This is a genomic window from Saccharopolyspora sp. ID03-671, assembly GCF_045278815.1.
In the GTDB taxonomy this organism is placed as follows: Bacteria; Actinomycetota; Actinomycetes; order Mycobacteriales; family Pseudonocardiaceae; genus Saccharopolyspora; species Saccharopolyspora ipomoeae.
Genome location: NZ_CP134054.1, coordinates 6,088,411 through 6,112,975 on the forward strand (window position 1 = coordinate 6,088,411; position 24,565 = coordinate 6,112,975).

26 protein-coding genes are annotated in these 24,565 nt (G+C 71.3%); 14 read left to right on the forward strand and 12 right to left on the reverse strand.

The genetic code is table 11. The annotated features are described in order from the left end of the window. Positions 1 to 23 precede the first annotated feature (23 nt). The gene (locus REH65_RS28220; RefSeq protein ID WP_406689809.1) at positions 24 to 1,454 is read right to left on the reverse strand and encodes an amino acid permease; all 1,431 of its coding nucleotides are present in this window, start codon (positions 1,452 to 1,454) and stop codon (positions 24 to 26) included. Positions 1,455 to 2,022: 568 nt separating this feature from the next. Here REH65_RS28220 and REH65_RS28225 point away from each other — a divergent pair. Genes REH65_RS28225 through REH65_RS28240 form a run of 4 tightly spaced genes read left to right on the forward strand, consistent with a single transcriptional unit; the run spans position 2,023 to position 6,052 of the window. Further along, positions 2,023 to 2,292, forward strand: a complete 270-nt coding sequence (locus tag REH65_RS28225) for a hypothetical protein (protein WP_406693257.1) — start codon at positions 2,023 to 2,025, stop codon at positions 2,290 to 2,292. Continuing rightward, positions 2,285 to 2,896 carry a DUF6879 family protein gene (locus tag REH65_RS28230; protein WP_281453516.1) on the forward strand — a complete coding sequence of 204 codons (612 nt, stop codon included), beginning with the start codon at positions 2,285 to 2,287 and terminating at the stop codon, positions 2,894 to 2,896. Before REH65_RS28225 ends, REH65_RS28230 begins: the two co-directional genes overlap by 8 nt. A 25-nt stretch (positions 2,897 to 2,921) precedes the next feature. Further along, positions 2,922 to 5,288 (forward strand): tetratricopeptide repeat protein, encoded by a 2,367-nt coding sequence (locus REH65_RS28235; RefSeq protein ID WP_281453515.1) that lies wholly within the window; start codon positions 2,922 to 2,924, stop codon positions 5,286 to 5,288. A 56-nt stretch (positions 5,289 to 5,344) separates the two neighbouring features. Continuing rightward, positions 5,345 to 6,052, forward strand: coding sequence for a spermidine synthase (locus REH65_RS28240; protein ID WP_406689810.1), 708 nt, complete (start codon positions 5,345 to 5,347; stop codon positions 6,050 to 6,052). 82 nt (positions 6,053 to 6,134) lie between these two features. Here the strand turns inward: REH65_RS28240 and REH65_RS28245 are convergent, their stop codons facing one another. From REH65_RS28245 to REH65_RS28270, 6 genes are all read right to left on the reverse strand, one after another. Continuing rightward, positions 6,135 to 6,602, reverse strand: coding sequence for an SRPBCC family protein (locus tag REH65_RS28245; RefSeq protein WP_281453513.1), 468 nt, complete (start codon positions 6,600 to 6,602; stop codon positions 6,135 to 6,137). A gap of 61 nt (positions 6,603 to 6,663) precedes the next feature. Beyond that, the gene (locus tag REH65_RS28250; RefSeq protein ID WP_406693258.1) at positions 6,664 to 7,401 is read right to left on the reverse strand and encodes an SDR family NAD(P)-dependent oxidoreductase; all 738 of its coding nucleotides are present in this window, start codon (positions 7,399 to 7,401) and stop codon (positions 6,664 to 6,666) included. After that, on the reverse strand, positions 7,389 to 7,880 hold the full coding sequence (locus tag REH65_RS28255; RefSeq protein WP_406689811.1) for an aromatic-ring-hydroxylating dioxygenase subunit beta: 492 nt from the start codon (positions 7,878 to 7,880) through the stop codon (positions 7,389 to 7,391). The genes REH65_RS28250 and REH65_RS28255 overlap by 13 nt, the downstream gene beginning before the upstream one ends. After that, positions 7,873 to 9,159 carry a Rieske 2Fe-2S domain-containing protein gene (locus REH65_RS28260; protein ID WP_406689812.1) on the reverse strand — a complete coding sequence of 429 codons (1,287 nt, stop codon included), beginning with the start codon at positions 9,157 to 9,159 and terminating at the stop codon, positions 7,873 to 7,875. Before REH65_RS28260 ends, REH65_RS28255 begins: the two co-directional genes overlap by 8 nt. A 9-nt stretch (positions 9,160 to 9,168) precedes the next feature. Further along, positions 9,169 to 9,534 carry a hypothetical protein gene (locus REH65_RS28265; protein ID WP_406689813.1) on the reverse strand — a complete coding sequence of 122 codons (366 nt, stop codon included), beginning with the start codon at positions 9,532 to 9,534 and terminating at the stop codon, positions 9,169 to 9,171. A 20-nt stretch (positions 9,535 to 9,554) separates the two neighbouring features. Beyond that, positions 9,555 to 10,688 carry an acyl-CoA dehydrogenase family protein gene (locus REH65_RS28270; RefSeq protein ID WP_406689814.1) on the reverse strand — a complete coding sequence of 378 codons (1,134 nt, stop codon included), beginning with the start codon at positions 10,686 to 10,688 and terminating at the stop codon, positions 9,555 to 9,557. A gap of 133 nt (positions 10,689 to 10,821) precedes the next feature. Here REH65_RS28270 and REH65_RS28275 point away from each other — a divergent pair, with 133 nt between their 5' ends. The 3 genes from REH65_RS28275 (at position 10,822) to REH65_RS28285 (ending at position 13,164) form a co-directional block, all read left to right on the forward strand. Beyond that, on the forward strand, positions 10,822 to 12,312 hold the full coding sequence (locus REH65_RS28275) for an ATP-binding protein (RefSeq protein WP_406689815.1): 1,491 nt from the start codon (positions 10,822 to 10,824) through the stop codon (positions 12,310 to 12,312). A 92-nt stretch (positions 12,313 to 12,404) separates the two neighbouring features. After that, positions 12,405 to 12,902 carry a flavin reductase gene (locus tag REH65_RS28280; protein ID WP_281453507.1) on the forward strand — a complete coding sequence of 166 codons (498 nt, stop codon included), beginning with the start codon at positions 12,405 to 12,407 and terminating at the stop codon, positions 12,900 to 12,902. After that, a complete protein-coding gene (locus tag REH65_RS28285; RefSeq protein ID WP_406689816.1) occupies positions 12,895 to 13,164 on the forward strand; it encodes a hypothetical protein in 270 nt (89 codons plus the stop codon). Before REH65_RS28280 ends, REH65_RS28285 begins: the two co-directional genes overlap by 8 nt. A 383-nt stretch (positions 13,165 to 13,547) precedes the next feature. Here the strand turns inward: REH65_RS28285 and REH65_RS28290 are convergent, their stop codons facing one another. The 4 genes from REH65_RS28290 to REH65_RS28305 all read right to left on the reverse strand — a co-directional run bounded on the left by REH65_RS28290 (position 13,548) and on the right by REH65_RS28305 (position 17,346). Then, a complete protein-coding gene (locus tag REH65_RS28290; protein ID WP_406689817.1) occupies positions 13,548 to 14,078 on the reverse strand; it encodes a response regulator transcription factor in 531 nt (176 codons plus the stop codon). 162 nt (positions 14,079 to 14,240) lie between these two features. Then, a complete protein-coding gene (locus tag REH65_RS28295; protein ID WP_406689818.1) occupies positions 14,241 to 14,789 on the reverse strand; it encodes a nuclear transport factor 2 family protein in 549 nt (182 codons plus the stop codon). Continuing rightward, entirely contained in the window at positions 14,786 to 16,087 is a 1,302-nt protein-coding gene (locus REH65_RS28300; RefSeq protein WP_406689819.1) for an MFS transporter, read from the reverse strand. The genes REH65_RS28295 and REH65_RS28300 overlap by 4 nt, the downstream gene beginning before the upstream one ends. A gap of 104 nt (positions 16,088 to 16,191) precedes the next feature. After that, positions 16,192 to 17,346: a hypothetical protein gene (locus REH65_RS28305; protein WP_406689820.1), complete on the reverse strand. Its 1,155-nt coding sequence runs from the start codon at positions 17,344 to 17,346 to the stop codon at positions 16,192 to 16,194. Positions 17,347 to 17,487: 141 nt separating this feature from the next. Here REH65_RS28305 and REH65_RS28310 point away from each other — a divergent pair, with 141 nt between their 5' ends. The 7 genes from REH65_RS28310 (at position 17,488) to REH65_RS28340 (ending at position 23,124) form a co-directional block, all read left to right on the forward strand. Then, the gene (locus tag REH65_RS28310; RefSeq protein WP_406689821.1) at positions 17,488 to 18,282 is read left to right on the forward strand and encodes a helix-turn-helix transcriptional regulator; all 795 of its coding nucleotides are present in this window, start codon (positions 17,488 to 17,490) and stop codon (positions 18,280 to 18,282) included. A 37-nt stretch (positions 18,283 to 18,319) separates the two neighbouring features. After that, entirely contained in the window at positions 18,320 to 19,435 is a 1,116-nt protein-coding gene (locus tag REH65_RS28315) for a WD40/YVTN/BNR-like repeat-containing protein (RefSeq protein ID WP_406689822.1), read from the forward strand. Beyond that, positions 19,432 to 19,731, forward strand: coding sequence for a MoaD/ThiS family protein (locus tag REH65_RS28320; protein WP_281453500.1), 300 nt, complete (start codon positions 19,432 to 19,434; stop codon positions 19,729 to 19,731). Before REH65_RS28315 ends, REH65_RS28320 begins: the two co-directional genes overlap by 4 nt. Before the next feature lie 18 nt (positions 19,732 to 19,749). Next, positions 19,750 to 20,565 carry an MBL fold metallo-hydrolase gene (locus tag REH65_RS28325; RefSeq protein ID WP_406689823.1) on the forward strand — a complete coding sequence of 272 codons (816 nt, stop codon included), beginning with the start codon at positions 19,750 to 19,752 and terminating at the stop codon, positions 20,563 to 20,565. 240 nt (positions 20,566 to 20,805) lie between these two features. Then, positions 20,806 to 21,114, forward strand: coding sequence for a hypothetical protein (locus REH65_RS28330; RefSeq protein ID WP_406689824.1), 309 nt, complete (start codon positions 20,806 to 20,808; stop codon positions 21,112 to 21,114). Positions 21,115 to 21,369: 255 nt separating this feature from the next. Continuing rightward, positions 21,370 to 21,744 (forward strand): hypothetical protein, encoded by a 375-nt coding sequence (locus tag REH65_RS28335; protein ID WP_406689825.1) that lies wholly within the window; start codon positions 21,370 to 21,372, stop codon positions 21,742 to 21,744. Positions 21,745 to 21,936: 192 nt separating this feature from the next. Next, positions 21,937 to 23,124 (forward strand): MFS transporter, encoded by a 1,188-nt coding sequence (locus REH65_RS28340; RefSeq protein WP_406689826.1) that lies wholly within the window; start codon positions 21,937 to 21,939, stop codon positions 23,122 to 23,124. Here REH65_RS28340 and gndA read toward each other — a convergent pair whose 3' ends face one another. Then, positions 23,125 to 24,564, reverse strand: coding sequence for an NADP-dependent phosphogluconate dehydrogenase (gene gndA, locus REH65_RS28345; RefSeq protein ID WP_406689827.1), 1,440 nt, complete (start codon positions 24,562 to 24,564; stop codon positions 23,125 to 23,127). Between the last annotated feature and the right edge of the window lies 1 nt (position 24,565).

Genomic DNA, 24,565 nt, shown 5'->3' on the forward strand with positions numbered 1-24,565 from the left:
CGAACCGGCCCCCGTGGTGGGGATCAGCCCGCCAGACCGGAATGGCGCTTGCCGTAGGCGAAGTAGACGCCGAGGCCGAGGAGCATCCACGCGCCGAAGGCGAGCCAGGTCGGTGCGCCGAGGCTGAACATCAGGTAGCAGCAGGACAGCACGCCGAGCGCCGGGACGAGCGGCACCAGCGGGGCTCGGAACGAGCGGTGCAGCTCCGGGCTGCGGCGCCGCAGCACCACCACCGCGAGGTTGACCAGGGCGAACGCGAACAGGGTGCCGATGCTGGTGGCGTCGGCGAGCTCGCCGAGCGGGACCACCGCGGCGAGCACCGCGATGAAGCCCGACACCAGCAGCGTGTTCGCCCGCGGCACGCCGGTGCGCGGGTGGATCCGCGAGAACATCGGCGGCACCAGGCCGTCCCGCGACATCGAGAACAGGATCCGGGTCTGCCCGTACAGGACCGTGAGCACCACGCTGGCCACCGCGACGATCGCGCCCGCCGACAGCAGGACCGAACCCGTCGTGCCGCCCAGCACCTTGCTCAGCGCCGCCTCGGTGCCCTCGAACTCCGTCCAGTGCATGGCGCCGACCGCGGCCAGCGCCACGAGGCAGTACAGCACCGTGACCAGCACCAGCGACAGCATGATCGCGCGCGGCAGGTCGCGCTGCGGGTCGCGGGCCTCGGACCCGGCGGTGGAGGCGGCGTCGAAACCGATGTAGGAGAAGAACAGCTTGCCCGCCGCCGCGCTCACCCCGCCCATGCCCAGCGGCAGCAGCGGCGAGAAGTTGCCGTCCTGCACGGCGGCGAACGCCAGGACGCAGAACAGCACCAGCGTCGCCGTCTTGATCAGCACCATCGCGGTGTTCACCCGCGCGCTCTCCCGCGCACCGCCCAGCAGCGCGACCATCGCCAGCGCCACCACCGCGGCCGCCGGCACGTTGAGGATTCCGCCGTCGCCCGGCGGCGCGCTCAGCGACTCCGGCAGCGACACGCCGACCAGCAGCTGGAGGAGCTCGTTGACGTACTGGCCCCAGCCGACCGCCACGGCCGCGACCGACACGCCGTACTCCAGCATCAGGCACCAGCCGCACACCCAGGCCGCCAGCTCGCCCATCGTCGCGTAGGCGTAGGAGTACGAGGAGCCCGCGACCGGGATCATGCCCGCCAGCTCGGCGTAGGACAGCGCCGAGAGCAGTGCGGTGATGCCGGCGATGACGAACGCCAGCGCCACACCGGGTCCGGCCAGCGGCACGGCTTCGCCCAGCACCACGAAGATGCCGGTGCCCAGCGTGGCGCCGACGCTGAGCATCGTCAGCTGCCACAACCCCAGCGAGCGCCGCAGCTCCCCGCCCTGACCCCGCCCGCTGTCAGCGACGAGATCGGCGACGGGCTTGCGCCGCAGCAGCTGCGCTCGCAGGCCGTTCCCCGATCCCCGCGACGGCGCGAGAGCGTCCTCCACCACGAAATCCTCCACTGTGGACGCCCTCGGCGCCCCGTCCGGATGTGCTCTGCCGCACTTCGCTGGCGCGACACGTTAGCGAGCCGAGCGCGTACTTCAGAAGCCGCATTCGTTGCGGAGCGAACCGCCCCCGCGTTCGAACGTTGCACGCGATCCGGGAACACCTCTCCCGGAATCCCTTTCATCCGGATCGTCGCTCGTCGGAAGAACGACATCGGGCGCACCGCGCGCACGCCAAATGTTCCTGAGATTCACCGGTGGTCGATGCTTTCCCGGTGAGCAGGTGGCGTGCCGCGATTCCGCTTTCGGCCGAGGTTCGGAAAATTCCGCAAAAGCGAACGAGTGCTTAGCCCGAAAGGATGAGTTGAGCTCGGAATGCCGAATGGCGGCAGCGGAGTGTTGTAATGCAGAGCAACGGTATGCCCCGGATGATTCACCCGCCGTACTGCGACTGCGAAGCGGGCACCGACGATGGGGTCGTCATGCGAGAATGCTCTCGTCGGCTCGCGCGGACCCCTAGTATGGTCGCGAAAACTTCGTGCCGAAGCGGGTGTTCGCGGAGGGGGATCCCATGCCTCGCTTGTGGGAAGCCGACCCGGCGGCGTCGTTCAAGAGACGGCTGGGCAAATCGGCGCTGGAACTCGGCGCCACGGAGAACGATCCGACGTGCCCCGATGTCTGGGAGCTCGACAACGGCGATGTCGCGGTGATCGGACGGGATCTCACCGATTCCTACGAAGGGCGATTGCCCGAGGGCGTCGACGTGGGCGAGGACGAGCGGCTCGTCGTCATTCCCGGACGCATGATGCGATCCGCGAAGGTGGATATTCCCGATGAGTGAGGCGATCGCGCAGATCTCGGGTGAGGAGCTCACTCTCGACGAGTACATCCGGGATTTCAACGAGAGGTTCTGGAGCACCGCCAACACCGGCGGGTGGAAGCTCGAACGCAGGCAGACCTTCCGGCAGCCGGAGAGCGCCAGCTGGACCGCGTTCGACCAGGGCGACTGGGACCGCGCGCTGCGGCTCATCGAGGAGCGGCGGCCGGAGATGCGCGAGTACTACCGGCGGATCGCCGAGCACGGCTTCGAGGTTCGCAGGCTCCGCGTCGTCGAACGCCCGCTCAGCCCCTACCTGATCTGGGAGTTGAACTCGCTGCGCCTCCGCGAGGAGTTCGGCGACTGGATCCGGGTGATCGACGCCGACCGGCTCACCGCCCTGGAGGAGAACGGCCCGCTCCCGGAGCTGTTCGTCATCGGCCCGGACACCGTGTACGAGGTCGTCTACGACGACGAGGGCATCGCGGTGGGGGCGATCAGGTCCGTCGACGCCGCGGAGGCGAAGAAGGCGATTCGCTTCATCCGATCCACCTACGACCGGGGTGAAGCGCTCTCGGAGTTCTTCGACCGGGAGGTCGCCGGGATCAGGCCGCCGGGAACCGGATGACCGGCTGAACGTCTCGGGGTGGGCGATGCGCGAGCAGGACGGCGACAACCCCCGCAACGATCTCTCCGGAGCGGCCAACGAGGTCGTGCAGGCCGGGAACGTCAGCGGCGGCATCCACTTCCACGGCTGGGGTCCCGCCGAGGAGGGCGTGCCCCGCCAATTGCCCGCTGACGCGCGCGGTTTCGTCAACCGGCGGGACGAGCTCCGGCGGCTCGACGTCATCATCGAGAACGCGTCCGGCAGCCACGCGCCGTGCGTTCTGGTCGGCACCGCTGGCGTCGGCAAGACCTCGCTGGCCGTGCACTGGGCGCACCGGGTGGCCCACCGCTTCCCGGACGGGCAGCTCTACGTCAACCTGCACGGGTACGACCCGGGGCCGCCGGTCACCCCGTCCGAGGTGCTGGGCCGATTCCTGCGGACGCTGGGGGCGGCGCCCGAGAGCATCCCCTCGGACGTGGAGTCCCGGTCGGCGCTCTACCGCTCGTTGCTGGCCGGGCGCCGGATGCTGATCGTGCTGGACAACGCGGCGACCGTGAGCCAGGTCAGGCCGCTGCTGCCGGGCACCGGAGCCTGCTTGGTGCTGGTCACGAGCCGGAGCAGGCTGTCCGGTCTGGTCGCCCGGGACGGGGCCTACCGTGTGGCGCTCGACGTGTTGCCCCAAGATGAGGCCGTGGATTTGCTTCGGGTGCTGGCCGACGGCCATCGGCTGCAGGACGACTCGGGCGAGCTCGTGGAGCTGGCCCGGCTGTGCGCGCGGTTGCCGCTGGCGCTGCGCATCGCCGCCGAACGCGCGGTCAGCAGACCGTCGATGCCGTTGCGCGACCTCATCGCCGAGCTGCGCGACGAATCGGCCCTCTGGGACGCCTTGACCGCTGGTGACGACGACGAGTCCGATGCCGTGCGCACCGTGTTCGCCTGGTCCTACCGCGCCCTGTCGCCCGAGACCGGCAGGCTCTTCCGGCTGCTGGGCCTGCACCCGGGACGGGTCTTCGGGGCGGGCGCGGCGGCGGCGCTGGCGGACCTGCCGTTGAACCGGACGCGCAGGCTGCTGGACGACCTGGTCGGCGCGCACCTGCTCGAACACCCGGACCCCGACCGGTACCGCTTCCACGACCTGCTGCGCGCCTACGCCACCGATCAGGCTCGGGCCGAGGAGACCGCCGAGACGGCGCGGGCAGCGCTGCGCCGAACCCTCGTCTGGTACCTGCGGGCCGCCGACCGGGCGGTGGCGGTGGTGGCACCGGTGTTCCGGCGGCCGGAGCTGCCCGACGAGGGCGAGTCGGAACTGCCGGTGTTCGACACGCACGCCGAGGCGATCGACTGGTTCGAACGCGAGCGCGACAACCTGGTCGACGCGACGCGGGTGGCCGACGAGGCCGCGATGCCCGAGCTCGCGTGGCGGCTCGCGGAACTGCTCCGCGCGGTGTTCGCGCTGCGCAACCGGTTCGACGACTGGTTCGAGACCAGCCGGATCGGACTCGGTGCCGCCCGCCAGCTGCAGGACCGCCACGCCGAGGCCGGGATGCTGGAGAGCCTGGGAAAGGCCCACACCCAGTCCGCGCAGTTCGCCGAGGGCATCCGCTACCAGACCGCCGCCCTGGAGATCCGGCGCGAGCTGGGGGACCGGCGCGGCGAGCTCAACTCCACCAACGCCATCGCGATGGCCCACTTCCGGGGGCGGGATCTCGACCGCGCGGCGACCGGGTTCGAGCGGGCGCGGGAGATCGCGCGGGAACTCGACGACGAGCACTGGATCGCCATCTCCACCAACAACATCGGCAACGTCCACCTCGGACTGGAGAACTTCGAGGAGGCCGGTGAGCTCCTCCGGGAAGCCCTGGAGATCTACCGGCGCCGAGGCGATCACGGCGGTGAGGGCGACGCGTTGCGCGGGTTGAGCTGCGCGCACCGCGGCGCGGGCAGGCCGGGTGCGGCCCGCGAGCACGCCGAGGCGGCGGTGGCGATCGCCCACCGCTGCGAGAACCAGGCGTGGGAGGCGTTCTGGCTGCTGGAGCTGGGCAGGGCGCAGGTCGGGCTCGGCTCGCTGTCGGAGGCGCTGGAGTCCTACCAGCGGGCGGCGTCGAAGCAGCGGCGCCTCGGCGACCGCGCCCGGGAAGCGGAGGCGCTGGACGCGACCGGCGAGGTCTACGCGTTGCTGGAGCGCTCGGAGGAGGCGATGAGCTTCTACAAGCTGGCGCTGACCGCGTTCCGGGAGCTCGGGGACGAGTGGCGCACCGCGCTCGTGCTGGATCACCTCGGCGACGCGCTCAGCGCCACCGGTGCGCTCGCCGAAGCCCGCACCCACCGGAGCGAGGCCGTCGGCCTGCTGGGAAGCTTCACCGATCCTCCGGCGAGGCGGATGCTCGCCCGGCTGCGAGCCGCGATCTCCTGACCCCGTTCTCGCTGGTGGCGGGTAGGGTCGGGGTTTTCGGGAGAGGTGGGTACTTCGTGGGTGCGCGGTTCGAGGAGTTGGATTGGCAGGAGACGCCGATCGGGGCGATCAGCCTGCGGCGTCGGCGGGATCCCGCGCTCGACGTGGACGTGTTCGAGGTGAAGCTCGACGACGAGTACCTGATGTCGAGCCTGTTCACCGTCGCCGAGGAGGAGCTCGCCCGGCTCGGGCTGGCCGCGGTGCCGGGTTCGGAGCTCGACGTCGTGGTCGGCGGTCTCGGGCTCGGCTGCACCGCGCGGGCGGCGCTGGAGGATCAGCGCGTCCGGTCGCTGCTGGTGGTCGAGGGGCTCGGCGAGGTGATCGAGTGGCACGAGCGCGGCCTGCTCCCGCTGGCACCCGAACTCACCGGGGACGCGCGGAACCGGTTCCTGCACGGCGACTTCTTCGCACTAGCGGCCTCTGCGGAGGGTTTCGACGGGGGTCGCGCGTTCGACGCGATCCTCCTCGACATCGACCACTCCCCGCAGAACGTCCTCGACGGCGGTCACGCCGACTTCTACACCCCCGACGGCCTCCGGCGGATGGCCGCGCACCTGCGGCCAGGCGGGGTCTTCGCCCTCTGGTCCGACGACCCGCCGGAGGACGGCTTCGTCGCCGTCCTCGGCGAGGTCTTCGACGACGTCACCGCCCACGTGGTCACCTTCGACAACCACTACACGCGCGGCACCTCCGCGAACACCGTCTACGTCGCCGTCACCCGCTGACCACCCGGTGCTGAAAACCCCGGTTTTCCGGCGCGAGTGCAGCGGTCCCCGACGGGTGTCGTGATCGTCGTGCGAGGGGTGATCAGCCTGTCTCGGCGGCCCGCTTGATGTGCTGGAGGGTGGCGGCCATGCCGGTCTCCAGCTCGTCGGCGTGGCCGTTCTCGCCGCCCAGGGCGAGGTTGGCGAAGAGCGTGCTGATCTTCGGGAGCGCTCGGACGAGCTCGCGGCGCTGGACCAGCCGGGTGCCGGAGCCGGTCGCTTCGAGCTCGAAGAGCCAGCGGGCGCCGCTGGTGGTGGTCACCCACGCCAACCGCCGGTGCGGTTCGAAGATCGTCACGACGTTGCGCGTGGGCCAGACCGCGGCCTTGCGCCGGTTGACGCCCAGGAACCACTGCCCCGCGCGGAACCCGCCGGGCTTGAGCGGCAGCATCGCCACCAGCTCCGGGCTCGCCTCGGCGTGGGTGCCGGTGCGCGTCAGCAGCTCCCACACGCGCTCCGGCGGGGCCTCGATGACGACCTCCGCGCGCATGTCCCGATCCACTTCGGCCACGGCGTATCCCTCGCGTCGACTTCGCCGCACCCTAAGCGACACCGGCCGACCCCTACAAGGATCACCGCATGTGCAGTCCTCCGTTGATGTCCCAGCACGCGCCGGTGACCGAGTGGGCCGCCGGGGAGGCCAGCAGGGCGACCGCGTCGGCGACGAAGGCGGGGTCGCCGAGCCTGCCGACCGGGATCGCGCGCTGGAACGCCTCCAGGTTCCGCTCGCCGACGATGGCGCGGACCGTCGGCGAGTCCTGCGGGCCGGGGGAGACGGCGTTGACCGTCACGCCCCGGGCGGCGAGCTCGCGGGCGAAGACCTTCGTGGCCGACATGATCGCGCCCTTCGACGAGGCGTAGTGGCCCCCGGTGGCCGTCCCGCCGTTCTGCCCGGCCAGCGATGCCATGTTCACGATCCGGCCGTATCCCTGCTCGGCCATGTGCCGGCCGAAGATCTGGCAGGCGTGGAAGGTGCCGGTGAAGTTGACCGCCATGACCTCCTCCAGCTCCTCCGGGCCGATCTCGAACAGCGGCGTGGCCCGCGTGCGCGCCGCGTTGTTCACCAGCACCTGGACCGGCCCGAACTCGGCGCGCACCGACTCCAGGAGGCCGACCAGCGCCGCCCGGTCGGTGACGTCGGCGGTGTGGCCGCGCGCGGTCGCGGGGTCCAGCGCGGCGGCCAGGTCCCGGGCGCCCTCGCCGTCGACGTCGGCGATCGCCACCGCGTGCCCGTCGGCGTGCAAGCGCCGGGCGATGATCGCGCCCAGCCCGCTCGCGCCGCCGGTGACCACGGCCGTCACAGCAGGAATCCCGCTGCCGGAACGGCATCGTCGCTGTTGACCAGCCGAACCACCTTGCGGGCCAACGTGTCCTCGGGGCCCAACCGGACCGTGTAGTCCACGTCCGCCGCCCACAGGTCGTGGGTGCCGCGCTTGTAGGCCACCAGCACCTGCGCGGCGCGCAGCGACACCTCGGCGTCCGAGACGCTGGTGGTGGTGAATCGGGAGACCGTGCGGACCGTGACCGCCGAATCCACGGCGGCGATCGCGTAACCCTCGGTCATCCGGTTCACCCGCAGCCGGCGCATCCGCCGGTCGTCGTAGACCATGTTGAGCACGTCGTCGAACTCCTCGGCGTCGCGGTCGATCGGGACGACGTAGATCCCGTCGTCGGCGTAGAGCTCCTGCCAGGCCGCGTAGTCCTTGCGGTCGAGCAGCTCGGCCTCCCGCCACACCAGCGCGATCGCGCGGGTCACCCGCGCGTCCACCGGGTTCCGCACCTCAGTCATCGGCCATCATCGCCTTCCACTGCGCGTAGGCGGCGCGCATGCCGGTCTCGTCGGTGACGTGCGAGGTCGGCCAGCCCTCCGGCGACGGCTCCTCGCGGCCCAGACCGCGGTTGACCATGATCGGCATATCCGGGGCGCCCGCCGCGCCCCGCTGCACCCGGTCCCAGCCCTCGGCGTCGTCGGGCGTGCCGAACCCGAACGGCCCCTGGAAGTGCTCGTGGGCGCGCAGCCGCTCGCGGTTGACCGGCCCGGTGATCTCCGGCGGCCCGTCCGGGCCGATCGCGATGTGCTCGATCTCCGTCTCGCCGACGCCGATCGGCCGCAGCACCCGGAAGAACGAGATCGAGCACGACACGTTCGGGAACAGGTTGAGGTTGAACCCGGTGCCGTGCATCGCGCGCACCAGCCGCCGGATCTCGGCCGCTTCGACGCCCTCCGACTCCAGCCGCCCGATGAGACCCGCGAAGCGGTCCTGCAGCTTCTCCGTCCCGTCGTCGGCGTCGAGGTCGGAGTGCTCGGGCACCATCTGCATCACCGAGTGCCCGTTGCCGAGGGCGTGCGTGATGGCCCGCGGGTCGGTCATGAAGCTCATCATGTTCGCCGTCTCGGCGTCCACCGACGCCATCCAGGACCGGTGCACGATGGGGAAGTGGTAGCCGTCGGTGGTGTTCTCCAGCTGGATCTTCCAGTTCCCGCTGAACCGGAACCGGTGCGTGCCCAGCACTTTCACCGGATACCCGCCGCCCTGCCGCATGAACCGGTCGATCCAGCCCCGCGCGTCGCCCAGGAACTCGGCCAGCGGTTCGGCGTCCTCGGCGAACGTCGCGAAGATCATCCCGCCGTAGGACTCGGTGCGCAGCCGCTGGAGCCCCATCCCGCTGCGGTCCAGCACCCCGGTGTAGCCGTCCGGGTAGGGAACGCCGCGCAGCGACCCGTCCAGGCCGTAGGACCACGCGTGGTACGGGCAGGTGAAACCGTTGGCGCGCCCGGACTTCCGCTCACACACGCTGGCGCCCCGGTGGCGGCAGCGGTTGAGCACCGTGCGCACGTCGCCGCGGCGGTCGCGGGTGACGATCACCGGCTGCCTGCCGACGTGGGTGGACTTGAAGGTGCCCGGCTCGGGCAGCTCGGTGTCGTGGGCGACCCACACCCAGCTGCGCTCGAAGATCCGCGACATCTCCAGCTCGAAGATCGCCGGGTCGGTGTAGATCCGCCCGGCGACCCGGTCGGGCGCGACGAGGTCGGACGGCGCCAGGTCGTGCGCGTTGCTCGCGGTCATCGGGTCACCTCAGTACTCGCGCGGCGTGAGCGCCCGGCCAATCCGGGCTTCGATCTTGGCGTACTTCCACAACTTCCACTCCGACCGTCCGACGTGGACGGTGCGGAACAGGTCGCAGGCGGCCTTGACCGTCTCCTGGGAGTCGACGTCGGCCAGCAGGTAGCAGGTCCACGGCCACGTGTCCGACGGGCCGACCAGGTGGCTGTCGTCGTCGATGTCGCCGATGAAGTCCACCCCGGGCAGCGCCTTGATGCCGTCCATCATCGCGACGAACGCCGTCCACACGTCGCCGGCGGTGACGCCGTCGCGGGGCAGGTCGAAGAAGTTCTGGTTGATGCCGATGCAGAACAGCACCCGCAGCGGGGCAGCGGTCATGTCAGCTCCCTGGGTCGAGATCAGCGGAAACCCGGCACCGTCGGCGGACGCCCGAGCAGCACGGCCCCGGCGGCGTCGTACATCGAGGGCATCAGGAACGCGTGCAGCGCAGGCACCTGCGAGTCCTGGCGCATCCGCTGCAGCGGGTGGGCGTTGTCGATGGTCGCGGTCCCGGAGAACCCGCACACCTCGTGCACCACCTGCGCCGCGATCGCCGCCACGTGCGTCGCCGAGAGCCTGACCAGCGCGTTCTGCTCGTCGGAGACGTCCGCGCCGCCGTCGACCGCGCCCCAGACCTCCTCTGCGACCTCGTAGTAGAACGCCCGCGCCGATCGCATCGCCGCCACCGCTTGGGCGTACCCGGTGCGGTAGTAGGCCCGGTCGGCCAGCGGCGGCGCGCCGGTGACGCCGGTGCGCGCCCCCGCCCGCGAGGCGAAATCCAGGGCCGCCCGCGCCACCCCCAGGCCCACCGCGGCGTGCACCTGGGCCTGGTAGCCGATGGCGGGGTAGCGGTACAGCGGCTCGTCCACGCACGGCTCGCCGCCCCGGATGAACGTCCACCCGCGCGGCACCTCCACGCCGTCGACGACCACGTCGAACGAGCCCGAAGCACGCATGCCGGTGACGTCCCAGTCCCGCACGATCTCGACCTGCTCGGGCCGCAGCATCGCCGCGCGCGGCCGGTTGTCGCCGTCGGCGTCGCCGGGGATGCCGACGCTGAGCAGGTCGGCGCCCATGCAGCCGCTGGCGAACCGCCACCGGCCCTCGATCAGGTAGCCGCCGTCGGTGCGGGTGACCGGGTTGACCGGGAACATCGCGCCGCCGTAGACCACGTCCGGCCCGTCGGCGTAGAGCTCGGCCTGGGTGTCCAGCGGCAGGCACGCCAGGTAGGTGCCCGCCGAGCCGAAACCGGCCACCCAGCCCGTCGATCCGTCCACCGCCGAGATCCGCTCGACCGCGCGCAGGAACTCCGGCGGCGGCATCGGAGCGCCGCCGAAGCGGGCCGGGGTGGAGGAGCGGAACAGGCCCAGCTCCTTGAGCCTGCCGACGAAGTCGCGCGGGACGTAGGACTGCGCGTGGAATTCCTCGCGGCGCTCGGCGAGCTCGGCCAGCACCGACTCCCACACCGCGCCACCGGCGGTTCCCTGGGGCATGGGCACGCTCCTCGTCGTCCGGGTGTGCTTCGACGCTAGGCAGCGACGGCGCGCGAGGACATCGGGATTGCCCAGGTGGCGGGTAGGGGAAATCTTCAGCGACGGTGCCCCTGCGGGGATCTAACCTGGGGCGGTGGTGGTCGACCCGCAGGCTCCCGAACTGGTGGACTCCGACTTCGTCGCGATGATGCGCGCCTCCCACCTGTGCGTGCTGATCCACGACGCGGCGACCAAGAACATCCTGTGGGCCAACCCGGCGGCCTGCGCGCTGCTGGAGTGGAGCGTCAGCGAGCTGCGGCCGCTCAAGGCCAACCACATGAGCAGCTCCGCCCAGCAGTACGACCGCGTGATCGGCCGGGCGTGGCTGCAGGACGCGGTCGAGAAGGGCATGAGCCGCATCGAGTGGCACTACCGGTCCAGATCCGGCCGCGTCATCCCCACCGACGCCGTCGCGGTGCGCGTCGAACTGGCCCAGGGACCTGCGGTGATGGTGCAGTTCCGGGACGTCGAGCGGGAGCAGCGGGTGGAGGCCGAGCTGCGCCAGACCACCTCCTACGTCGACGCCCTCGCCCGGCACACCGCGACCGTGGCGTTCATGCTCGACGCCGGCGGAGCGATCCGGTTCGCCACCGACACCGCCCTGGCCCACCTCGGACTGTCCGGCGACACCGACCCGCCCGTCGGGCGTCTGCTGGAGTCCTACGCCCGGCTGCGCCGCGACGGAGCCGAGACCAGCTGGGCGGAGGCGTCCGCCGCGGCCGACCCGGTGGCGCCCGTGCGGCTGGAGATCCCCGGCGCCGAACCCGTGACGCTGGAGGGCGGTCTGGAACGGCTGCGCGACGTCGACGCGTTCCTGATGATCCTGCACGACGTCTCCACCCGGGTGCGCGGCGAGCAGCGGCGCGAACTGGAGCTCCGGCACGAGAACTACCTGGCCCGCTACAACGCGATGGGCGACATGGCGATGGCCATCGCCCACGAGCTCGGGCAGCCGCTGGCCGCCGCGGCCAACTTCGTCGCCGGGGTCCGCGCCCACGCCCACGCGCTCGAAACCTCCGGTCAGGTCCCGGACGGCACCACCGCCGCGCTCGAATACGGGCTGGACAGCGCGAACCGGCAGATCGACCGGGTGTCGGCGATCGTCGGCGCGTTGCGCTCGTTCGTCGGCCACCTCGAACACGTCGAGCAGGTCGTCGACCTCAACGAGGTGCTCGACGAATGCCTCTACTTCGTGCGGTTGCGCGCCGATTCGGCGGGCGTGGACGTCGTGGTGCGGGCGAGCCCGGAACCGGTCCCGGTGCGCTGCGAACGGGTGCTGACCGGGCAGGTGGTGCTCAACCTGTGCTTCAACGCCATCGACGAGATCGTCGCGGCCGACGCGGAGGACCGGCGCGTCGAGCGGGTCACCGAGACCCGCGAGGACGGCGGCACGGTCACCGTCGCCGACCGGGGACGCGGCGTGCGCGAGGACGTGTTCGCCGACTCGTTCACCAGCAAGGAGCACGGCAGCGGCATCGGACTCGCGCTGAGTCACCGCATCATCAACCGCCAGCACGGCGCCATCTGGTGCGAACCCCGCGACGGCGGAGGCTCCGTCTTCGGCTTCTCGCTGCCGCCCGGGTAGGGGAAAACTTCAGGGTGCGGCGGGGAAATCTCGATACCGGGAGGGCGGCCGGCGGTCGTAGGTTCGCGGGGAAGCCGGTGGGAGGAGGCGGTGTGGCAGATCTGACGGCCGCGCAGCGCGAGTTCCGCGCGGCGATGGCGAACCTGTCGGCAGGGGTCAACATCGTCACCACCGACGGGCCGCGCGGACGGGCCGGCATCACCGTCAGCGCGGCTTGCTCGGTCACCGACGAGCCGCCGACGATGCTGGTGTGCGTGCATCGCGCCAGCCGCGCCCACGACGTGCTCGCGGCCAACGAGCGCGCCTGCGTCAACGTCCTCGGATCCGGTCAGCGGGACCTGGCGCTGCGCTTCGCCGGGGCGCTGCCGATGCACGAGCGGTTCACCGGCGAGGTCTGCGACTTCGCCGAGGTGCCGGTGCTGCGCGACGCGGCCGCCTCGCTGATCGGGCGCTTGAGCCAGGTGCGCGCGCAGGGTTCGCACTCGGTGATGTTCGTCGAGGTCGAGCGGGTGATCACGCGTTCCGGCAGCGGCGGCCTGGTGTACTTCCAGCGGGAGTTCCACAGCCTGGCGGGAGCGCGTCGTGGATGACCGGAAGATGACCCTGACCTGCTACGAGGACACCCACGGCTACGGCTGGCGGCACGTCGACCTGTTCGTCCACGACCCCGCGGGCCGCGAGCTCGAATGGGTCCACTGGCTCGTCGACGCGGACGGCCCGGACGCCGCCGACGCCGCCACCGCCCGGGTCGAACCCCTCCTGCGCCGCACCACCCCGTGGCACCACGGCATCAGCCCCTCCGGCATGCACTACTGGACGGCCGAAGCCACCTGGACCACCCCTCCCGACTGACGGACCCTGAAAACCATCGTCCTCCCCGGAGAACGAAGTTCTCATGAAAACCTCACCACCCCTGAACCCGTCGGGTATCGATGATCGGGGGAAGTTTTCATGAAAACGTCCCCCACCCCACCACCACACCGACATCGTCATCCGTCTCGAACGAGGTGACAGTTTTCATGAAAACTTCCCTATCCCAGCGAGAGGGGACTCCCTCGTGCTTGGTGAAAGGCCTTTTTAGACAGTGGTTTTCGACGTGGTTGTTTTCCGGGGGTGGTGGTGTGGGGTGTTGTGGGGGTGGGGAAGTTTTCATGAAAACTTCCCCACCCCCACAACCTCGCTTCCGTCGTTTTCCGTTTCGGGTGGGGGACAGTTTTCATGAAAACTGCGTGGGGTCAGAGGGGGATTGAGTGGTGGAGGAGGTCTCGGACGAGGGTGCCGAGGCTGTCGGCGTTCGTCTTCGACTTGATGCGGGCTCGGTGCACGTCAACGGTTTTCACGCTGGTGCCGAGGTTCCGGGCGATGAGCTGGCTGGAGAGGCCGTCGACGACCAGGCGCAGGACCTCGCGCTCGCGCGGGGTGAGGGTCGAGATCCGCTCCCGGACGCGCAGGCGTTCGGCGTGGGCGGTGAAGGACTGCTCGGCCTCGCGCAGCTGGTCCTGGACGACGTCGAGCATGCGCTGCGGTTCGTACGGCTTCTCCAGGAAGTCCACCGCGCCGAGGCGCATCGCGCGCACCGACATCGGGATGTCGCCGTGCGCCGAGCAGAAGATCACCGGCGCCGGGTACTCCCGCTCGAACAGCGCCTCCTGCAGCTGGAACCCGCTCAACCCGGGCATCCGCACGTCGACGATCACCACACCGGGTTCGGCCGGGTCGAACTCGTCGAGGAACCCGGTCGCGTCCGGGTAGGTCAGCGCCTGCACGCCGACCGTCTGAGCAGGAACACCAAGGACTGCCGGTGCGCCTCGTCGTCGTCGACGATGTGCACCACCGGGGCGGAAGACGTCGTCAAGATCCCTCCAGGCGAACCAGGGGACAGGACAAGACTAGGCAGCCGGAACGGCTCCCGGACAGGTCCGATCTGGTTACGGATCCAGCAGCACCGACGCCGTCGGGTGATCGGTGGCGAACCGCGGGGGCAGGGGAGCGATGAGCACGTTCTCGGTGCGCGTGCGGGTGATCTTCCAGCCGTCGGGGTCCCGGCGGAAGGCGTTGTTGAGCCTGCTGGAGCGCAGCACCCCGCTGCCGTCGGCGAACAGCCACGGCTGCAGGTGGATCCACAGCCCGGTCGCCTCGTCGCCGTCCACGCGGATCTGCTCCGAGGTCAGGTAGTGCGCGTTGAGCACCAGCGCCGGATCCCGGCTCCAGAACCGCTCGAAGTGCGCCCGGATCGCCGCGTGCCCCTCGGCGCGCCCGAACTGGCCGTCGTAGTGCTCGCCCACGCCCTCCCAGACCGCGTCGGGGGCGTAGAGCTCGATGATCCTGTCGATGCGCTCGGCGTCGTCGCGCACCCCGAACTCCGGGCACGGCGTGTCGCACAGGAACAGGTACCGGGCCTGGATCCGGCGGATCTCGGCCTCGGCCTCCAGCACCTCGATCCGCCTGGTCAGCGCGGCGATCGTCGACTCGGTCATGCGGCTCCTCTCGTGCGCGCGGGCGCGGTTTCGGGCAGGGCGAGCAGGCACAGCAGCGACACCAGCAACCCGGCGGCGATGTAGCAGCCGACGGCGGTCGAGCTGCCGGTGACCGCGATCAGCCGGTTGGCGATGACGGGCGCGAGCCCGCCGCCGAGCACGCTGCCGAGCTGGAACGCCAGCCCCACCCCGGACTGCCGCTGCTCGACGCTGAACAGCTCCGAGAAGTAGGTCAGCAGCGGCCCGAACAGGAACCCGCCGAGGGTGAACCCGATGATCACCGCCACCCCCACGGCCAGCGGCGTGCCGATGTCGGCGATCCGGAACATCACCAGCGCGTACGCCAGCGCGGTCACCGCTCCCGACAGCATCACCGGCTTGCGGCCCAGCCGGTCCGACAACCAGCAGGCCAGCACGATCGTGACCGAGTGGCACAGCAACCCGACGACGCTGCCCAGCACGATCGGCTGCCTCGGCAGCGCGAGGCCCTGCGGTGCGGCGGCGGTGGCGTAGGAGAGCATGAACGTCGCGAGGATGAACATGTTGGCGTTGAGCCCCAGGTTCACCCCGGCCGCCAGCAGCAACCGCCGCCAGTCCTCCCGGAACACCGCTGCGAGAGGGGTTTTCCGGTCGCGCGGCAGCGCCGCGAACTCCGGCGTCTCGGCGACACCGCGCCGCGCCCACACGCCCAGCGCCAGCACGAGCCCGCCGACCAGGAACGGCACCCGCCAGCCCCAGTCGATCACGGCCCGCATCGGCATCAGCAGGACCAGCGAGAACGCCAGGTTCGCCAGCAGCTGCCCGAGCGGCGACCCCAGCGCGGCGAACGACCCGTACAGGCCCCGGCGGTGGGCGGGCGCGTGCTCGACGGCCAGCACCGCCGCGCCCCCGATCTCCCCGCCGCGCGCCAGCCCGTGGAACACGCGCAGCACGATCAGCAGCAGGGGCGCGGTGATCCCGATCGCCAGGTACGAGGGCAGCACGCCCATCAGCAGCGTCGCCGACCCCATCACCGCGAACGTCAGCAGCAGCGAGAACCGGCGCCCGAACCGGTCGCCGATCCAGCCGAACAGCAGCGCCCCGAGCGGTGTGAACAGGAACCCGACGGCGAACGTCGCCAGCCCCAGGAAGGCGCCGAACCACTCGTCGTCGCTGAGGAAGAAGATCTGCCCGAACACCAGGGCCGCGGCGGTGCCGTAGATCGCGAAGTCGTAGAACTCCAGCGTCGCACCCACCCCGCTGGCCAGGCCGATCCGCCCGGCACCGGTGCGCGCGCCGTTCTCGCTGAGCACAGGCATGGCGCGTCCTTCTCGGTCGAGGAACCGCCTCGTGCCGATCAACGCTAGGAAGATCCGCGACCGGTCGCCATCGGTGATTCCCGGTGCGGAGCTGAAGGATTCCCCTACCGCAGCGCCGCCGCGCGGATCGCCAGCAGCAGCGGCAGCGTCCCGTGCTCCCGGACCGGCTGCGGGAGGCTCGGCGCCTCCAGCAGGCCCGCGCCGGTGCGCAGCTCCCGGCGCAGCGTCGCCAGGTCGACCTCCAGGAACGACACGTCGTCGCCGTGCAGGCTCGCGCTGGACACCGACAGCCGGGTGATGCCGAAGAACTCCGGTTTCCCGCCGCGCTCCATCCACCGCGCGAACCCGGTGAGCTCGGTTCCGGCGACCGAACCCCGCGCCAGCCCGGTCTCCTCGCGCAGCTCGCGCTCCATGCCGGTGCACAGCACCTCGGCCAGCTCCCGGCGCGGCGCACCGTCGGCGGTGACCAGGTCCCGCGGCTCCAGCGAGCCGCTGCCGGACGGGTCGCCGTCGCCGACGATCACCAGCAGCCCGTCGGTGGTGAACGCCAGCGTCGACACGCCCACCACGTCGGCGAGCTCACCGGCGTCGAGCGGTCGCAACCGGCCCGACGCATCGGTCAGCAGCGCGCGGCGGGCGTCGAACACCTCGCCGGACCCGCGTTCGGCGATCCGCAGGCCGCACAGCTCGTTGGAGCACTGGAAGTCGAAGAAGCGAGCCCGGTGCAGCCGCACCTCGGCGTCGCCGGGGCCCGGCAGCGGATCGGTGCGCAACCCCACCACCGGGCCGTTGAACAGCGGCTCCTCCGCCGAGCGCAGGGCCGGCAGGTGCGGTGCGGTCGCGCGCAGCAGCGGCGCGGGCCGGTAGGGCCGCTCGGCCAGGCGCACCGCGAAGCGGCGCTCCCGCACGGCGTGGTCGATGTCGTCGCTGAGCAGCGCCGTCCCGCGACCGGCCAGCGGCACGAACCAGGACTCCGGGTAGGCGGCCGGAACTCCGATCTCGGTGTGCGGAAACGGTTCTGCGGCGGGGGAGAAGTCGTGACCGGCCCAGCGGCCGCGCACCCCGCGCAGGTGCGCGGCCAGCAGGAAACCGCCCAGCACCAGCAGGAGCACCGCCGGCGCGATCCCGACCGCCACCGGCAGCAGCGCGACCGCGATCAGCAGAGCGCCCAGCGCCACCAGCGACAGCGGCCACGCCCGCACCGCCGCGTACCACGCGCGATCGAACCCGGACCGGACTCGCCGCACCAGCTTCCGCACCGACACTCCCGATCTCCCAAGATCAAACCCGTGCAGCCTAGCCCAGCCGGGTCTCGGGCCGATTTCGAATCCGGAATGTCGGATGTGCGGGGTACCGTCGCGTCATGCCGCCGGGACTGGGCCGAACGGGGGAAGGCGCAGATGTCGAACGTCGCAGTCGAGGCCGCGCGCTTCATCGCCGGGCACGCGCGGGAACCGATCACGCTGTCCGACGTCGCCGATCACGTCGGCTACAGCCCCTTCCACCTGGCCCGCGCGTTCGAGCGCGCCCACGGGCAGCCACCCGGCAAGTTCCTGGCCGCGCACCGGTTCCAGCGCGCCAAACGGCTGCTGCTGGAGACCGACGAGCGCGTCAGCGACATCTGCTGCGAGGTCGGCTTCAGCTCCGTCGGCACCTTCACCCGCCGGTTCACCGCCGACATCGGCCTGTCCCCGGTGCAGTTCCGCAGGCTGCCCGACCTGCTCAGCGACGCCCCGCCCCGGCCCGTCATGACCGGTGAAACCGGCGCGGGCGGCACCGTCACCGGCGCGGTCCACCTCGCCCCGGACGCCCTGCTCGCGCTCGGCGGGGAGGCCGCCATCTACGTCGGCCTGTTCCCGCAGCGCGCCCCGCGCGGCGTGCCGGTCGTCGGGGCGCTGCTCGACGAACTGGGCTGCTTCGCGCTCACCGGTATCGCGGCCGGCACGTACTGGCTGCTGGCCACGGCGTTCTCCGCCCGCGCCGAGCACACCGAGCAGCTGGTGCCGGGCTGGAACGTCGTCGGCGGCTCACCCGCCCCCGTGCGCATCGGACCCGGGCGGCCGCCGGAGGACCGCGAGATCACCCTGCGGGTCGTGCCGCCCTGGTCGGCCCCGGTGCTGGTCGCGCTGCCGCCGCTGGCCTCGCCGATTGCGCAAGATCGGAGAAGACAGCCGGTCGCTGCGGGCCTACCTTGAGCTGGAGACCAGTCGTGACCAGCGCAGGGAGCCACTCATGAGCCGTGTCCGAGTCCTCGTCGGCACCCGCAAGGGAGCGTTCATCCTCACCGCCGACGGCACCCGCGAAACGTGGGAGGTGGAGGGCCCGCACTTCGGCGGCTGGGAGCTCTACCACCTCAAAGCCTCGAAGGTCGATCCCGACCGCCTGTTCGCCTCCCAGTCGATGGGCTGGTTCGGGCAGCAGATCCAGCGCTCCGACGACGGCGGGCGCACCTGGAACCCCGTCGACAACCACTTCTCCTACGACGGCACTCCCGGCACGCACCTCTGGTACGACGGGACGCCGCGCCCGTGGGAGTTCACCCGCGTCTGGCACCTGGAGCCCTCGGCGACCGACCCCGACACGATCTACGCCGGGGTCGAGGACGCCGCGTTCTTCCGCAGCACCGACGCCGGGCGCAGCTGGCACGAGCTGCCCGCGCTGCGCGAGCACGAGTCCGCCCCGAACTGGCAGCCCGGTGCGGGCGGCATGTGCCTGCACACGATCATCCAGGCGCCGAACAACCCGGACCGCTTCTACATCGCGATCTCGGCGGCCGGGGCGTTCCGCACCGACGACGGCGGCAAGTCCTGGAAGCCCATCAACCACGGCCTGCACTCCGGCCAGATCCCGGACCCCGACGCCGACGTCGGCCACTGCGTGCACCGCCTGGCGCTGCACCGCGACCGGCCCGACGTGCTGTTCATGCAGAAGCACTGGGACGTGATGCGCAGCGACGACGCGGGCGAGTCCTGGTACGAGATCAGCGGCGACCTGCCCACCGACTTCGGGTTCCCGATCGACGTGCACGCCCACGAGCCCGACACGGTCTACGTGGTGCCGATCCGCAGCGACGAGCAGCACTACCCGCCGGAGGGCAAGCTGCGCGTCTACCGCAGCCGCGTCGGCGGCGACGAGTGGGAGCCGCTGACGAAGGGGCTGCCGCAGGAGCACTGCTACGTCAACGTGCTGCGGGACGCGATGGCCGTGGACGAGCTCGACGACTGCGGCGTCTACTTCGGCACCACCGGCGGTGACGTCTACGTCTCGCCCGACTCCGGCGACACCTGGCGCCCCATCGTCACCAACCTGCCCTCGGTCCTGTCGGTGGAGGTGCAAACGCTGCCATGATCCGCATCCTGCTTCCCGCGCACCTGCGCACGTTGGCGAAGATCCCCGAGCACGAGGTCCTCGTCGAGGTCGACGGGGTTCCGACGCAGCGGCTCGTGCTCGACGCGCTGGAAGCCCGCTACCCGGCGCTGCGCGGCACCGTCCGCGACCACGACACCCGGAAGCGGCGCGCGTTCATCAGGTTCTTCGCCTGCGAACTGGACCTGTCCAACGAGGACATCGACGATCCGCTGCCGGAGGAGGTCGTCTCCGGCAAGGAGCCGTACATGATCATCGGGGCGATGGCGGGCGGATGATCGCCTAGGGTGGGGCGCATGCGGGTTCACCACCTGGACTGCGGTCCGATGCGTCCCCTCGGCGGCCGGCTGATCGACGGTGCGGGGTCGGTGCTGCGCCGCGCGCGGATGGTCTGCCACTGCCTGCTCGTCGAGACCGAGAGCGGATTGGTGCTGGTGGACAGCGGTTTCGGCAGCGCCGACTCCGACCCTGCGCGGACCTCGCTGCCGAAGCAGTTCCGGATGCTGATGAACCCGCTGCTCGACCCCGGTTCGACGGCGCTCGCGCAGGTCTCGCGACTCGGCTACGACCCGTCCGACGTGCGGCACGTGGTGCTCACCCACCTCGACCTCGACCACGCCGGGGGCCTGCGGGACTTCCCGCAGGCCAAGGTGCACGTGCACGGCCCGGAGCTGCGCGCGGCCACGGAGGCTTCCGACATGCGCTACCGGGCGAGCCAGTGGGCGCACGGTCCCGACTGGGCCTGCTACGAGCCCGCTTCCGGGCAGGACTGGTTCGGCTTCGAGGCGGTGCGCGACCTCGACGGGCTGCCCGAGGAGATCCTGCTGGTCCCGCTCGGCGGCCACACCACCGGCCACGTCGGCGTCGCCGTCAGCACCGGCTCGGGCTGGCTGCTGCACGCGGGCGACGCCGTCTTCGCCGACGGCGAGCTCGCGACGCCCCCGCACTGCCCGCCCGCGCTGCGCGCGTTCCAGCGCGTCACGGCGGTCGACAACCGGGCTCGGCTGCGCAACCAGGACCGGCTCCGCGCACTCGCGGCCCGGCCGGAGGAGATCGACATCGTCGCCGCGCACGATCCCGCCGGCTTCGACCGCCACGCGGGAAGCGACTAGCGTTCCCGGGTCCTTCGACCCTGGGTGACTGCACCAGGGTGGTGCACGGTTGCTTCGCGGGTAGCCGCCCGCTGCCGGGAGCCGGCGAAGGCCGGTTTCCCACCGGCAACCAGTGCCCGGGGGATCGTCATGGGAGAGCGCAACGTCGAGCCGAAACGCACCTCAGCGGCGATGCGGTTCGTGGTCGAGTTCCACTCGCCGTCGGTGCGGCCGGCGGCCCCCGTCGGGGAGTGAGCTCCGATGCGCGGGTGTGCCGGGTTCCTGGCGTTGGTGTTGGTGTGCGTGGTCGTGGCCAGGCTCTGGCCGGTGTTCTCGGTCGTCGGGGTGATCGCCGCGGTGGTGGTCGCGGTGGCCCGGTATCGCTTCGCGCAGCGCAGGGCCGAGCAGCGCCGGATCGCTGAGGCGATCACCTCGCACGAGCAAGCGGTGCGGTTCTGGCACGAGCAGATCGACGTGGCCGCGACTCCCGCGGCGCGGGACGCCGCGATCGAGCTGGCCGACTTCAATCAAGATCGTCTTCGCGAGCTGCGCATCCAAGCCAGGGCGTAGTGGAGCCCTGCCCTTCCTTCGGGGGATCGTTCATGTCCGTTCGGTTCATCGCTGCCGCATTCGCGGCTTCCGCGCTCGGGTTGGCCGGGTGCTCGGTGCTGCCGGCGCAACCCGCACCGCCCGGTCACGATCACCGTGCCCGCTCCGCCACCTGCACCTGCACCGGCACCACCGCCTTCCTCCGCGCAGCAGCAGGATTCGCCATCGGAGACCGGCGAAGCGGTGAAGTACGAGCATTGTCGTTGGGGGGACGACGTGATCGGTTGGATGTGCCAGTTGAGCGGAACGGGCAACGGGTACACCGACGTGGCCGATGACGACCCGCGCATCGGGCCGTGTGCCGGGATGACCTGGGACGAGTGCTTCGGGCGGTCAGCGGAGAAGAGCCGGCCGGAGAGCGAGCAGCCGGCAACGGGACCCGAGTCGGGATCCAGCACGCCGAGCGAGTCCGAATCCGGTGGGACGCGTGATTGCAGCAGCCCGGAGGTCTACGACCCGCAGCAGTGCCCGGGTGACTCGCCGCTCGACGACGGCCACGCCGACAGCGACGAGATCGAGCGCTCCTGCCGGTTCCACAGCGGCCCGGAAGCAACCGAGCAGGAACTGCAGGAGTGCCAGGGAAACTACTAGTCGGTCTCGGACGGCGGAGCATCGGCTGACTTGGACCGGGTGCCGGTGCTGCTCGAACGGCCCTTCCGGAGATCCGGCTCATTCTTGCGGAAAGTGGTTTGACCGTCTAAGGGTTGTGGCCCAGACTCGTGAGCGGTCTGGATCGATGCCGTGCATCGCGGTGCTGTGCCCAACGGTTCCTGGGGGATTTCTGTGGCGGTCGAAACGCGTGCCGAACCGGGCGTGCTGCGGGCGCGCAACGCCGTCGCGGTGGTGTTCGCGCTCAACGGGTTCGCGATGGCCAGCTGGATGTCGCGGATCCCGGAGGTGCGCGACGCGCTGTCGGTGACGCCCGGGGAGCTGGGCCGGATGCTGCTGGCGATCTCGGCGGGATCGCTGCTCGCGTTGCCGCTGTCCGGGACCGCGGTGCACCGGTTCGGGGCGCGGGCGGTGATCAGCGGCGGAGCCGTGGTCACGGCTTCCGGGCTGGTGCTGTCCGGAACGGGGGCCGGGCTGTTCGGCAGCGTGTGGATCACCGCGGCGGGGTTGTTCGCGTTCGGGCTGGGCACGGGTCTGTGGGACGTGTCGATGAACATCGACGGCGCGGCGGTCGAGCGCGCGATCGGCCGCACGATCATGCCCCGCTTCCACGCCGGGTTCAGCTTCGGCACGGTGATCGGAGCCGGTGTCGGCGCGGCCTGCGCCGCGCTCGGCGTGCCGGTCGTGGCGCACCTGATCGCGGCCGCGTTGCTGGCGGCGATCGGCCCGGCGCTGGCCGTCCCGTCGCTGCTGCCCGCGCACGACGAGCCCGATCCGGACGCGAAGTCCGGCGGCGGAATCCTGCGGGCCTGGGCCGAACCCCGCACGCTGCTGGTCGGGCTCATGGTGCTCGCGATGGCGCTCACCGAGGGCACGGCCAACGACTGGCTGGCGGTGGCGCTGGTCGACGGTCACGACATCCCGCCGTGGCTCGGCGCCGTCGGGTTCGCCGCGTTCCTCAGCGCCATGACTGCAGGACGCGTCGGCGGCACCGTTCTGCTCGACCGCTTCGGTCGCGTCAAGGTCCTGTGGACGACGATGGCCACGGCCGCCGTCGGCGTCCTGCTGGTGGTGCACGGGACCTGGCTTCCGCTGGTGTTCCTGGGCGCCGCGATCTGGGGTCTCGGCGCCTCGCTGGGATTCCCGGTCGGCATGAGCGCCGCGGCCGACGACCCGGCCCGGGCCGCCGCCCGGGTCAGCGTCGTGTCGACCATCGGCTACACCGCGTTCCTCGCGGGACCGCCGCTGCTGGGCTACCTCGCCGACCACGTCGGCACCCTGCACGCCCTGCTGCTGGTCGCGGTCCTGCTCGTGCCCTCGGCGCTCGCGGTCCCCGCGGCGAGACCGCCCCGCGAGGGCTGATCAGACCTCGACCTCGCTGCGGTCGCCTCCCCACGAGGTGTGGAAGGTGCCGTCGCGGTCGGTGCGCTGGTAGGTGTGGGCGCCGAAGTAGTCCCGCTGTCCCTGGGTGAGCGCGGCCGGGAGCCGGTCGGCGCGCAGCGCGTCGTAGTAGGACAGCGCGGCGGCGAAACCCGGTGCGGGAACGCCCTGCTCGGTGGCGGAGACGAGCACCGCGCGCCAATCGTCCTGCGCCTCGGCGATCTCCTCGGCGAACTCGGCGTCGTCGAGCAGGCTCGGCAGGTCCGGGCGGCTGTCGTAGGCGGCGCGGATGCGGTCCAGGAACGCCGCGCGGATGATGCACCCGCCGCGCCAGATCGACGCGATCGCACCGAGATCGAGGCTCCAGTCGTACTGCGCGCTGCCCGCGGCGATCTCGTGGAAGCCCTGCGTGTAGGACACGATCTTCGACGCGTAGAGGGCCTGCTCGACCCGGTCGGCGAACGTCGCGGCCTCCGCCGGGCCCAACGCCTGCGGCGTCGGTCCGGCGAGCTGCGCGGAAGCCTCGCGCAGAGCGGTGTGGCCGGACAACGAGCGCGCGAAGACCGCCTCGGCGATCCCGGACACCGGCACGCCCAGTTCCAAGGCCAGCTGCACGGTCCAGCGGCCGGTGCCCTTCTGCTCGGCCCGGTCGGCCACCACGTCGACGAACGGGCGCCCGGTCGCGGCGTCCACGTGGGAGAGGACCTCGGCGGTGATCTCGATCAGGTAGGAGTCCAGCCGGCCGGTGTTCCACGCGCGGAAGATCCCGGCGATCTCCTCCGGCGAGTAGCCGCCGACGTCGCGCAGCAGCTGGTATGCCTCGCCGATGAGCTGCATGTCCGCGTACTCGATGCCGTTGTGCACCATCTTCACGAAGTGACCGGCCCCGTCCGCGCCGACGTGGGTGACGCACGGCGCCCCGTCAGCGGCCTGGGCGGCGATGCGCTCCAGCATCGGGCCGAGCGAGGCGTAGGACTCCTTCGAACCGCCCGGCATGATGCTCGGCCCGTGCAGCGCGCCCTCCTCACCACCGGAGATGCCGGTGCCGACGAAGTGGATGCCGCGCTCGCGCAGCTCCTGCTCGCGGCGGCGGGTGTCGGCGAAGTGCGCGTTGCCGCCGTCGATGATCACGTCGCCGGAGTCGAGCAGCGGGGCGAACTCGCGGATCACAGCGTCGGTGGGGTCACCGGCCTTGACCATGATGACCAGCCGTCGCGGCCGTTCCAGCGCGGCCACGAAGTCCTCGGCGGACTCGGTGGGCACGAAGGTGCCCTCCTGCCCGAACTCCTCGACCAGGTCGCGGGTGCGCGCGGGCGTGCGGTTGTGCAGCGCGACCGCGTAGCCGTTGCGCGCGAAGTTGCGGGCCAGGTTGCGGCCCATGACCGCCAGGCCGGTGACGCCGATCTGCGCCGTTGTGCTCATG

Excerpts from the sequence above, each read along its gene's own strand:
- REH65_RS28225 (WP_406693257.1), top strand. The coding sequence starts at position 2,023 with ATGCCTCGCTTGTGGGAAGCCGACCCGGCGGCGTCGTTCAAGAGACGG.
- REH65_RS28235 (WP_281453515.1), top strand. The coding sequence starts at position 2,922 with ATGCGCGAGCAGGACGGCGACAACCCCCGCAACGATCTCTCCGGAGCG.
- REH65_RS28295 (WP_406689818.1), bottom strand. The coding sequence starts at position 14,789 with ATGACCGAGTCGACGATCGCCGCGCTGACCAGGCGGATCGAGGTGCTG.
- gndA (WP_406689827.1), bottom strand. The coding sequence starts at position 24,564 with ATGAGCACAACGGCGCAGATCGGCGTCACCGGCCTGGCGGTCATGGGC.
- REH65_RS28330 (WP_406689824.1), top strand. The coding sequence starts at position 20,806 with ATGCGCGGGTGTGCCGGGTTCCTGGCGTTGGTGTTGGTGTGCGTGGTC.
- REH65_RS28260 (WP_406689812.1), bottom strand. The coding sequence starts at position 9,159 with ATGACCGCGAGCAACGCGCACGACCTGGCGCCGTCCGACCTCGTCGCG.
- REH65_RS28320 (WP_281453500.1), top strand. The coding sequence starts at position 19,432 with ATGATCCGCATCCTGCTTCCCGCGCACCTGCGCACGTTGGCGAAGATC.
- REH65_RS28315 (WP_406689822.1), top strand. The coding sequence starts at position 18,320 with ATGAGCCGTGTCCGAGTCCTCGTCGGCACCCGCAAGGGAGCGTTCATC.
- REH65_RS28265 (WP_406689813.1), bottom strand. The coding sequence starts at position 9,534 with ATGACCGCTGCCCCGCTGCGGGTGCTGTTCTGCATCGGCATCAACCAG.
- REH65_RS28300 (WP_406689819.1), bottom strand. The coding sequence starts at position 16,087 with ATGCCTGTGCTCAGCGAGAACGGCGCGCGCACCGGTGCCGGGCGGATC.
- REH65_RS28325 (WP_406689823.1), top strand. The coding sequence starts at position 19,750 with ATGCGGGTTCACCACCTGGACTGCGGTCCGATGCGTCCCCTCGGCGGC.
- REH65_RS28270 (WP_406689814.1), bottom strand. The coding sequence starts at position 10,688 with ATGCCCCAGGGAACCGCCGGTGGCGCGGTGTGGGAGTCGGTGCTGGCC.
- REH65_RS28310 (WP_406689821.1), top strand. The coding sequence starts at position 17,488 with ATGTCGAACGTCGCAGTCGAGGCCGCGCGCTTCATCGCCGGGCACGCG.
- REH65_RS28230 (WP_281453516.1), top strand. The coding sequence starts at position 2,285 with ATGAGTGAGGCGATCGCGCAGATCTCGGGTGAGGAGCTCACTCTCGAC.
- REH65_RS28255 (WP_406689811.1), bottom strand. The coding sequence starts at position 7,880 with ATGACTGAGGTGCGGAACCCGGTGGACGCGCGGGTGACCCGCGCGATC.